At 76.9% G+C, this 9,469-nt stretch carries 11 protein-coding genes; 9 read left to right on the top strand and 2 right to left on the bottom strand.

All coding sequences use genetic code 11. The annotated features are described in order from the left end of the window. The first annotated feature begins 175 nt into the window (after positions 1-175). The 3 genes from fdxA to GTR00_RS07725 all read left to right on the top strand — a co-directional run bounded on the left by fdxA (position 176) and on the right by GTR00_RS07725 (position 3,115). Positions 176-502: a ferredoxin gene (gene fdxA, locus GTR00_RS07735; RefSeq protein WP_166611052.1), complete on the top strand. Its 327-nt coding sequence runs from the start codon at positions 176-178 to the stop codon at positions 500-502. After that, the gene (gene dapC / locus GTR00_RS07730; RefSeq protein WP_276610051.1) at positions 499-1,686 is read left to right on the top strand and encodes a succinyldiaminopimelate transaminase; all 1,188 of its coding nucleotides are present in this window, start codon (positions 499-501) and stop codon (positions 1,684-1,686) included. Before fdxA ends, dapC begins: the two co-directional genes overlap by 4 nt. 142 nt (positions 1,687-1,828) lie before the next feature. Beyond that, complete coding sequence (locus GTR00_RS07725) at positions 1,829-3,115, top strand: citrate synthase (RefSeq protein WP_166611051.1); 1,287 nt, start codon at positions 1,829-1,831, stop codon at positions 3,113-3,115. A gap of 80 nt (positions 3,116-3,195) precedes the next feature. Here the strand turns inward: GTR00_RS07725 and GTR00_RS07720 are convergent, their stop codons facing one another. Together GTR00_RS07720 and dapD are read right to left on the bottom strand one after the other, a co-directional pair. Next, positions 3,196-4,155 (bottom strand): hypothetical protein, encoded by a 960-nt coding sequence (locus tag GTR00_RS07720; RefSeq protein WP_166611050.1) that lies wholly within the window; start codon positions 4,153-4,155, stop codon positions 3,196-3,198. A gap of 4 nt (positions 4,156-4,159) precedes the next feature. Then, the gene (dapD, locus tag GTR00_RS07715; protein WP_166611049.1) at positions 4,160-5,161 is read right to left on the bottom strand and encodes a 2,3,4,5-tetrahydropyridine-2,6-dicarboxylate N-succinyltransferase; all 1,002 of its coding nucleotides are present in this window, start codon (positions 5,159-5,161) and stop codon (positions 4,160-4,162) included. An 86-nt stretch (positions 5,162-5,247) separates the two neighbouring features. Between dapD and dapE the strand changes: the two genes are divergently transcribed. The 6 genes from dapE (at position 5,248) to GTR00_RS07685 (ending at position 9,426) form a co-directional block, all read left to right on the top strand. After that, positions 5,248-6,426 (top strand): succinyl-diaminopimelate desuccinylase, encoded by a 1,179-nt coding sequence (dapE, locus tag GTR00_RS07710; RefSeq protein WP_166611048.1) that lies wholly within the window; start codon positions 5,248-5,250, stop codon positions 6,424-6,426. After that, a complete protein-coding gene (locus GTR00_RS07705; RefSeq protein WP_166611047.1) occupies positions 6,423-7,064 on the top strand; it encodes an LOG family protein in 642 nt (213 codons plus the stop codon). Before dapE ends, GTR00_RS07705 begins: the two co-directional genes overlap by 4 nt. Then, positions 7,061-7,342 carry a DivIVA domain-containing protein gene (locus GTR00_RS25665; protein WP_166611046.1) on the top strand — a complete coding sequence of 94 codons (282 nt, stop codon included), beginning with the start codon at positions 7,061-7,063 and terminating at the stop codon, positions 7,340-7,342. The genes GTR00_RS07705 and GTR00_RS25665 overlap by 4 nt, the downstream gene beginning before the upstream one ends. Further along, entirely contained in the window at positions 7,339-7,836 is a 498-nt protein-coding gene (locus GTR00_RS07695) for an SRPBCC family protein (RefSeq protein WP_166611045.1), read from the top strand. The genes GTR00_RS25665 and GTR00_RS07695 overlap by 4 nt, the downstream gene beginning before the upstream one ends. Next, a complete protein-coding gene (locus GTR00_RS07690; protein WP_166611044.1) occupies positions 7,833-9,098 on the top strand; it encodes a hypothetical protein in 1,266 nt (421 codons plus the stop codon). Before GTR00_RS07695 ends, GTR00_RS07690 begins: the two co-directional genes overlap by 4 nt. 160 nt (positions 9,099-9,258) lie before the next feature. Further along, positions 9,259-9,426: a DUF3117 domain-containing protein gene (locus GTR00_RS07685; RefSeq protein WP_166611043.1), complete on the top strand. Its 168-nt coding sequence runs from the start codon at positions 9,259-9,261 to the stop codon at positions 9,424-9,426. Positions 9,427-9,469: the final 43 nt, after the last annotated feature.

The raw sequence follows: 9,469 nt of genomic DNA, 5'->3' as shown, positions 1-9,469 counted from the left end.
CGTGCGCCGGGCGCGCCCCACCGGGCCCGCCGGCCACCCCGCCACCGGGCCCGCCGTCCACCGCCGCCACCGCGTCCTCCCCGTTCCCGCGCTCCCCGACGGCGAGGGCCGGCGGCGTCCGCGATACTAGGAGGACGCGTCCGGCGGCCCGCTGCGCCGGAGGAGGAGGACACCCGTGACCTACGTCATCGCCCAGCCCTGCGTGGACGTCAAGGACAAGGCCTGCATCGAGGAGTGCCCTGTCGACTGCATCTACGAGGGCAAGCGCTCGCTGTACATCCACCCCGACGAGTGCGTGGACTGCGGCGCCTGCGAGCCGGTGTGCCCGGTGGAGGCCATCTACTACGAGGACGACGTGCCCGAGCAGTGGTCGGCGTTCACCGCGGCCAACGTGGAGTTCTTCGACGCCGTCGGCTCGCCCGGCGGCGCGGCGAAGATGGGCCTGATCGAGGCCGACCACGCCGTGGTCAGCGCGCTGCCCCCGCAGGGCGGGGAGCACTGAGCGCCCCGCCGGCCGCCCGCCGCGCCCGCGGCGCGGCGCTGCCGGACTTCCCGTGGGACTCGCTGGCCGGCGCCAAGGCGCTGGCGGCGAGCCACCCCGGCGGCATCGTCGACCTCTCCGTGGGCACCCCGGTCGACCCGACCCCGCAGGTCGTGGCCGACGCGCTGCGCGCCGCGGCCGACGCCCCCGGCTACCCGCAGACGTGGGGCACCCCCGCCCTGCGGGAGGCGGTGGCGGCCTGGTTCGCCCGCCGGCGCGGCGTGCCGGGCCTGGACCCCGACGGCGTCCTGCCCACCGTGGGCTCCAAGGAGCTCGTGGCCTGGCTGCCGTTCCTGCTCGGCCTGGGTCCCGGCGACGCCGTGGCCCACCCGGCGGTGGCCTACCCCACCTACGACGTCGGCGCCCGCCTGGCGGGCGCCGAGCCCGTGCCCGTCGACCTCGACGGCGCGGGCGTGGAGGCGCTGGAGCAGGCGCGCCGCGCCGGCCACCGCGTGCGGCTGCTGTGGCTGAACTCCCCGTCCAACCCCACCGGCGCGGTCCTGGGGGTCGCCGAGCTGACCCGCCTGGTGGCCTGGGCCCGCGAGCACGGCGCGCTCGTGGCCAGCGACGAGTGCTACGCCGAGCTGGGCTGGGACGCCGACCACGACGCCTCGCGCGGCGGGCTGGTGCCCTCCGTGCTGGACCCGCGCGTCACCGGCGGCGACACCACCGGGTTGCTGGCGGTGTACTCCACCTCCAAGCAGTCCAACCTCGCCGGGTACCGGGCGGCCTTCGCCGCCGGCGACCCCGCCCTGGTGCGCGAGCTGCTGGAGGTGCGCAAGCACGCCGGGATGATCGTGCCGTGGCCGGTGCAGGCCGCCCTGGCCGCGGCGCTGGCCGACGACGCCCACGTCGACGCCCAGCGCGAGCGCTACCGCGCCCGCCGCGAGGTGCTGCGCACCGCGCTGGAGGGCGCCGGCTTCCGCGTCGACGCCTCCGGCGCGGGGCTGTACCTGTGGAGCACGCGCGGGGAGGACTCGCTCACCACGGTGCAGGAGCTGGCCCGCCGCGGCGTGCTCGTCGCCCCGGGCAGCTTCTACGGCCCGCCCGGCGCCCGGCACGTACGGGTGGCGCTGACCACCACGGACGAGCGCGCCGCGCAGGTCCCGCAGCGCCTGGCCGACCTGGCGGCGCCCGCGGGCTGACGCGCCGGTGGACGGCGGGTGGACGGCCGGGGAGCGGCGCCCACCCGCGCCACCGGGTGTGGAGGACGTGTGACGAAGCCCTCCCGCGCGGCGGTCCCGCCCGTGTTGGGGGCGGCGCCGCCGTGCGGGTACGGTCAGCCGCATGGTGGACTCCGTGACGCTGAAGCACGCAGGTGGCGACCTCGACCTCCCGGTCACCCAGGCCACCGACGGTGCCGCCGGCTTCGGCATCTCCAGCCTGCTCAAGGAGACCGGGCTGGTCACCCTGGACGCGGGCTTCACCAACACCGCGTCCTGCACCTCCGCGATCACCTACATCGACGGCGACGCGGGCGTGCTGCGCTACCGCGGCTACCCCATCGAGCAGCTCGCGGAGAAGTCCTCGTTCATCGAGACCAGCTACCTGCTCATCTACGGCCAGCTGCCCACCGCCGAGGAGCTGACCGCCTTCACCGAGCGCATCCAGCGCCACACCCTGCTGCACGAGGACCTCAAGCGGTTCTTCGACGCCTTCCCGCGCGACGCGCACCCCATGCCGGTGCTCTCCAGCGCCGTCAGCGCGCTGTCGACCTTCTACCCCAACAGCCTCAACCCGTTCGACGTCGAGCAGGTGGAGCTGTCCACCATCCGCCTCATGGCCAAGCTGCCCACGATCGCGGCGTACGCGCACCGCAAGAGCCTGGGCCAGCCGCTGCTGTACCCGGACAACCGCCTGGGCCTGGTGGAGAACTTCACCCGCCTGTCCTTCGGCAACCCCGCCGAGTCCTACGAGCTGGACCCGGTGATGGTCAAGGCGCTGGACCAGCTGCTCGTCCTGCACGCCGACCACGAGCAGAACTGCTCCACCTCCACCGTGCGGCTCGTCGGCTCCGGCCAGGCGAACCTCTTCGCCTCCGTCTCCGCCGGCATCCACGCCCTGTCCGGGCCGCTGCACGGCGGCGCCAACTCCGCCGTGCTGGACATGCTGGAGTCCATCCGCCGCTCCGACGACGACGTGGACACCTTCATGGCGCGGGTGAAGAACAAGGAGAAGGGCGTGCGCCTGATGGGCTTCGGCCACCGGGTGTACAAGAACTACGACCCGCGCGCGGCCATCGTGAAGAAGACCGCCGACCAGGTGCTCTCCCAGCTGGGCGGGCGCGACGAGCTGCTCGACATCGCCATGCGCCTGGAGGAGATCGCGCTCTCCGACGACTACTTCATCGAGCGCAAGCTGTACCCGAACGTGGACTTCTACACCGGGCTCATCTACAAGGCGATGGGCTTCCCCACGAAGATGTTCACGGTCCTCTTCGCGCTGGGCCGCCTGCCCGGCTGGATCGCGCAGTGGCGCGAGATGATCAACGACCCCGCCACCAAGATCGGCCGCCCGCGCCAGGTGTACGTCGGCGAGGGCGCGCGCGACTACCAGGACATCTCCGGCCGCTGACGCGCCCGGCCAGAGCCCCGTCCGCACCGCGCGGGCGGGGCTCCTGCGCGCCCGGCGCCGGGCTGCGGGGGCCCGAGGCGTCAGGAGACCCGCACCCGCACGTCCCCGGCGGGCACGCCGGTGCCGGTGGCCACCCAACCGCGCCCGGAAGCCTCCCGCTCCCAGCGGTGGCCCTCCACCTCCACCTCCACGACGTCGAGGCCGGAGGCCGAGGCCACCGCCCACGCCGCCGCCGCCCACGCCAGCCGGGGGGCCTCCTCGCCCCCCAGCGACCACTGCAGGCCCTTGCCGTCGGTGCCGGGCACCACGCGCGGGTCCACCCGCACCGCCTGCACGGCCATCGCGTCGCGCAGCCGCTGCGCCCCCGGGGACGCCTCCTCGTCGGTGCCCACCTGCGCGTCCGGCTCCGCCCGGCGCAGCCGGCAGGTGAACCCCGCGGGGGTGTAGCCCGTCAGCGCCGAGGCCACCAGGCGCGCCTCCGGCTCGTGGTCGCCGTACGCCAGCGGGAAACCGCTGCGCTGCACCCGCTGCGCGGCGTCGGTCACCGGCAGGTCGCGGTAGCCGTCGACCTCCACGAGGGCGTCGTAGAACGCGTTCGTGGCGAACACCGGGTCCTGCACCTGCTGCTCGGTGCCCCACCCCTGCGAGGGGCGCTGCTGGAACAGCCCCAGCGAGTCGCGGTCACCGTGGTCGAGGTTGCGCAGCCCCGACTCCTGGATCACGGTGGCGACCCCGATGGTGGCCGCGCGCGCGGGCAGGCCCCGGCGCACCGCGACGCCCACCACCGTGGCGGCGTTGCCCGCCTGCTCGGGCGACATCGACGTGCTCTGCCCGTCGACCGTGGCCGTGCAGCGCTGGCGCACCACGGGCGCGTCGTCGTCGCGCACCAGCCACAGCGCGCCGGCGGTCAGCACCACCAGGGCCGAGCCGGCGGCCACCAGCGGGCGCAGGCGCCGCGCCCGCCGGTTGGCGGCCGCGCGGGAACGGGGGACGCGGGGCGCCCGGGGCGTGCGGGCACCGCGCGGCGTGCTGACGGGCACCGCCTCAGTTGGCGTGCAGCGCGGGGTTGAGCTCCACCTTCACGCCCCGCCGCGGCAGCGCCTCCACGGCGCCGGTGAGGGAGTTGCGGCGGAACAGCAGGCCCGAGGCGCCCGAGAGGGTGCGCGCGGCCACGGTGCTCCGCACCGCGCCCGCGCCGTCGAGCACGGAGACCTTCGTGCCGGCCGTGACGTACGTGCCGGCCTCCACCACGCAGTCGTCGCCCAGCGAGATGCCGGTGCCGGAGTTGGCGCCCAGCAGGGTGCGCTCGCCGATGCTGACGACCTCCTTGCCGCCGCCGGAGAGGGTGCCCATGATCGAGGCGCCGCCGCCGACGTCCGAGCCGTCGCCCACGGTGACCCCGGCGGAGATGCGCCCCTCCACCATCGAGGTGCCCAGCGTGCCGGCGTTGTAGTTCACGAAGCCCTCGTGCATGACGGTGGTGCCCGGCGCCAGGTGCGCGCCCAGGCGCACGCGGTCGGCGTCGGCGATGCGCACCCCGGAGGGTGTGACGTAGTCGGTCATGCGCGGGAACTTGTCGATGCCGTACACGGTCACCGGGCCGACGTTGGCGCGCAGCGCCAGGCGGGTGCGCTCGAAGTCGCCCACCGCGCACGGGCCGTGGTTGGTCCACACCACGTTGGCCAGCACCCCGAAGATGCCCGAGACGTCCAGGCCGTGCGGGGCCACCAGGCGGTGCGAGAGCAGGTGCAGGCGCAGGTAGGCGTCCGCGGCGTCCGCGGGCGGCGCGTCCAGGTCGATCTGCGTGGTCACCACGCGCTGGCGCACCCGGCGGTGCGGGTCGGAGTCCTCCAGGGAGGCCAGCTCCGCCGGCACGCCGTACGAGCTCGCCTCGCCGGAGGTGGCCGCGCCCAGCGCGGGGAACGGGTACCAGACGTCCAGGACCGCGCCGTCCTCGGCGACGGTGGCCAGGCCGTGCCCCCACGCGCGCCGGGAGGCGGCGCTGCTGCCGGACGTGCTGGCGGGGGTGCTGGTGTGCTCGCTCACGCCCGCGACCCTACCGGCGCGCTGCCCCGCCGACCCGCGCGCGCGACCCCCGCGCGCGGACCGGGTCACGCCCTAGGGTTCTGGGCGTGACCCCGACGCCCGCCGCCACGAGCCCCAGCGCACCCGCGCAGCACGACCTCGCCGACCCCGCGCTCGACGTCGTCGAGCTGACCCGCCGCGTGTGCGACACCGAGTCCGTCAGCGGCGGCGAGCGCGCCCTGGCCGACGCGGTCGAGGCCGCCCTGCGCGCCTGGGGCGGACCGGGCGGGGCCCTGGAGGTGCTGCGCGACGGCGACGCCGTCGTGGCCCGCACCGCGCTGGGCCGCGCCGAGCGCGTCCTGCTGGCCGGGCACCTGGACACCGTGCCGCTGACGGACCCGCCGAACCTGCCGGTGCGCCGCGAGCAGCACCCCCTCGACGGCGACGTCCTCGTCGGCCGCGGCACCTGCGACATGAAGGGCGGGGTGGCGGTGCAGCTGGTGCTGGCCCGCGAGACCGCCGCCGCGGTCGCCGCCGGCCGGGCCCCGCAGCGCGACGCCACCTTCGTCTTCTACGACAACGAGGAGGTCGAGGCCGCCCGCAACGGCCTGGGCCGCCTGGCGCGCGAGGCCCCCCACGCGCTCGCCGCCGACTTCGCCGTCCTGCTGGAGCCGTCCTCGGCCGTGGTGGAGGGCGGCTGCAACGGCACGCTGCGCGCGGAGGTCACCACGAGGGGCAAGGCGGCGCACTCCGCGCGCGCCTGGCGCGGCAGCAACGCCATCCACGCCGCCGCCCCCGTGCTGGCGCGCCTGGCCGCGTACCGGCCGCGCGAGGTCGAGGTGGAGGGCCTGGTCTTCCGCGAGGGCCTGAACGCGGTGGGCATCAGCGGCGGCATCGCCGGCAACGTCGTCCCCGACCGCTGCACGGTCACCGTCAACCACCGCTTCGCCCCCGCCTCCTCCGCCGCGCAGGCCGAGGCGCACGTGCGGGAGGTCTTCGACGGCTTCGACGTGCGCGTCACCGACGCCGCCGAGGGCGCCCGCCCCGGCCTGCACCTGCCCGCCGCCGCGGAGTTCGTGCGCCGCACCGGCACGCAGCCGCTGCCGAAGTTCGGCTGGACCGACGTGGCGCGCTTCTCCGCCCTGGGCGTGCCCGCCGTCAACTACGGCCCCGGCGACAACGCCACCGCCCACGCCGACGACGAGCGCTGCCGCGTCGAGGAGCTGCAGCGGTGCCTGGACGTCCTGCGCGGCTGGCTGCTCGGCGAGGGCGAGGGGGCGGCGTGAGCACCATCTGCCTGTACGGCAGCGCCTCCGGCGGCATCGACGCCCGGCACGTGGAGCTGGCCGCGCAGGTGGGCCGGCTGATCGGCGAGCGCGGCCACGACCTCGTGTACGGCGGCGGCGGCACCTCGGTGATGGGCGCCGCCGAGGCCGCCGCCCGCGCCGCCGGCGCGCGCACCACCGGCGTCATGCCCAAGGCGCTGATGGAGCTGGAGCTGCCCCCCGAGGGGCTCGGTGAGCTCGTCGTCACCGACGACATGCGCCAGCGCAAGGCGGAGATGGACGCGCGCGCCGACGCCTTCATCGTGCTGCCCGGGGGCCTGGGCACCCTGGAGGAGCTGTTCGAGATCTGGGTGGCGCGCACCATCGGCCTGCACACCAAGCCGATGGCCGTGCTCGACCTCGACGGGCACTACGCGGGGCTGCGCACCTGGCTGGAGGGCCTCGTGGAGCGCCGCTTCGCCCGCCCCCTCGTCTTCGAGGTCGTGCACTGGACCGACGACCCCTCCGACGCCCTGGACCACCTGGAGTCCGCGCCGCGCGAGCGCTTCACGCTGCCCAGCTCCGAGATCGTGGGCAGCTTCGCCGAGTTCCCCGACGACGGGGGCGCGCCCGGGCGGGCGCCGGGGCAGCGGCCGTGACGGTGGTGCTGCTGGCCCTGGTGCTGCTGGCGGTCGGCGCGGTCGCCGCCGTGGCCACCGGCCGCGTCTCCGGCGCGCTGGGGCCGGCGACCTCCACCCGCCCCTACCGCGGCCTGCCCGAGGGGCCCGTGCTGGCCGCCGACGTCGACGACGTGCGCTTCTCCACCGCGCTGCGCGGCTACCGCATGGACGAGGTCGACGCCGTCCTGGAACGGCTGCGCGAGGAGATCCGCGAGCGCGACGAGGAGCTGGCCGCGTGGCGCACCGCGGAGGAGTGAGCGGGCCGGGCGCCCGGCGGCGCGGCGAGGTCGTCTTCACCGCCCGCGGCACCTTCCGCGCCGACGCCGGGCGCGTCTTCGACGTCCTCACCGACTGGCCGCGGCAGAGCGCCTGGGTGCCGGCCACCGTCGTGCAGCGCCGCGGCGGGCCCGCCGGGGAGGCCGGGGAGCGCTTCGCCGGCGTCAGCCGCCTGGGTCCGCTCGTGCTGGACGACGAGATGGTCGTGGTCTCGCGCACGCCCCCCGCCCCCGGGCGCGACGGGCTCGTGCGGGTGCGCAAGGTCGGCACCCTGCTCGGCGGCGTCGTCGACCTCGTCGTCGCCGCGGACGGGCCCGGCCGGGCCCGGGTGCAGTGGCGCGAGCGGATCCTGCTGCGCCCGCCGGCGCTGGCGCTGCTGGCCCGCCTCGGCGGCCCGCTGCCGGCGCTGCTGGGCCGGCTGGCCTTCCAGGCCGTCCTGCGCGCCGCGCGCGCCGACGTGGAGGGGGGCGGGTGAGCGCGCCCGCCCCCGGCCCGGCGGCCACCGCCCGCACCGGGCCGGCCCCGCCGCGGGTGCGCGAGCGCCTGCTGCTGCGCTGGCTGCGGCTGCCGGCGCCCGCGCGCGTGCTGGCCGTCTACGCCCTGGCGCGGCTGTTCTCCGCCGCCGTGCTCGCCGAGGTGGCCCGCTACCAGGAGCCCAGCGCCTGGACCCCGGCCGGCGCCGGCTACTCCGACGTCCTCGTGCTGTGGGACGCCACCTGGTACCGCAGCATCGCCGAGGACGGCTACCCCGACGCGGTGCCGCTGGGCCCCGACGGCTCCCCGCAGCAGTCCGAGCTGGCCTTCTACCCGCTGGCGCCCCTGCTGGCGCGGGCGCTGACCGCCACCGGCCTGCCCTTCGCCTGGGCCGGGTCCCTGGTCTCGCTGCTGACCGGCGCCGCGGCCGTCGTGGGCGTGCACGCCCTGGTGCGCCGGGCGCTGGAGCAGCGCTGCTCCGCGGCCGCCGCGCGGCGCGGCGCCTGGAGCGCGGCGGTGCTGCTGTGCGTGTGCCCGCCCTCGCCGGTGCTGCAGGTGCCGTACACCGAGGGCCCCGCCCTGGCGCTGCTCGCGGCGTTCCTGCTGCTGCTGCAGCGGCAGCGGTACCTGCCGGCGGCGGCCGTGGCCCTGGCGCTGGGCTACACCCGCCCGGTGGCGGTGCCGCTGTCGGCGGTGGTCGTGGTGCACCTGCTGCTGCGCGCCCGCGCCGGCCGGCGGCGCGGGGCCGTGCTGGGCGGGCGCGAGGCGCTGCGCTGCCTGCTGCTGCTGGGCGCCAGCGGCGCCGCGGGCCTGCTGTGGCCGCTGACCACCTGGCTGCTCACCGGCCGCGCGGACGCCTACACCGCCACGATGGGCGCCTGGCGCAGCGGCGGGCGGGTGGTGTGGCTGCGGCCCTGGTGGGACGTCTCGCAGCACGTGCTCGGCCAGGTCGCCGGGCCGGTGCTGCTGGTGGCCGCCGTCGGCGCGTACGCCGCCTGGCTGCTGGGCCCGCGCACGGCCGCGCTCGGCGCGGAGCTGCGCACCTGGTGCCTCGCCTACGCCGGGTACCTGCTGCTCGTGCTGGACCCCTTCACCAGCCTGTTCCGCTACCTGGTGCTGCTCTTCCCGCTGGCCGGCCTGGTCGGGCTGCACCCGCGCCGGCGCGGCGCGCTGGGGGCGTGGGTGGTGGGCTCGCTGGCGCTGCAGGTGGTCTGGACCGCCTGGCTGTGGCGCTTCTCGCCGCCGGCGGACTGGCCGCCGTGACCGGCGCGCGCCCGGCGCGGCCGGCGGCCCCGTGATCGCCCGGCGTGCCCGGCCGCACGACGGGGGGTGCCCATGGGGGATGATGGACCCACACACGCCGGCCGCGGCACCCGGTCGCGACCGGCGGGCGCACGAGGACCACGAGAGAGGACGCACGCCGATGGCGGCCATGAAGCCGAGGACCGGGGACGGTCCGCTGGAGGTCACCAAGGAGGGGCGCGGCATCGTCCTGCGCATGCCGCTGGAAGGGGGTGGCCGTCTCGTGGTCGAGATGACCCCCGACGAGGCCGGTGCCCTCGGGGAGGCCATCACCTCGGTCGTCGGCTGAGGAGCGCGGCCCCGGGGCGGGCACCGCGCGGTGCCCGCCCCGG

This window comes from Kineococcus indalonis, assembly GCF_009906395.1.
Classification (GTDB): Bacteria; Actinomycetota; Actinomycetes; order Actinomycetales; family Kineococcaceae; genus Kineococcus; species Kineococcus indalonis.
This window is presented reverse-complemented; position numbering and strand designations above follow the sequence as displayed.

Excerpts from the sequence above, each read along its gene's own strand:
- GTR00_RS07725 (WP_166611051.1), top strand. The coding sequence starts at position 1,829 with ATGGTGGACTCCGTGACGCTGAAGCACGCAGGTGGCGACCTCGACCTC.
- GTR00_RS07685 (WP_166611043.1), top strand. The coding sequence starts at position 9,259 with ATGGCGGCCATGAAGCCGAGGACCGGGGACGGTCCGCTGGAGGTCACC.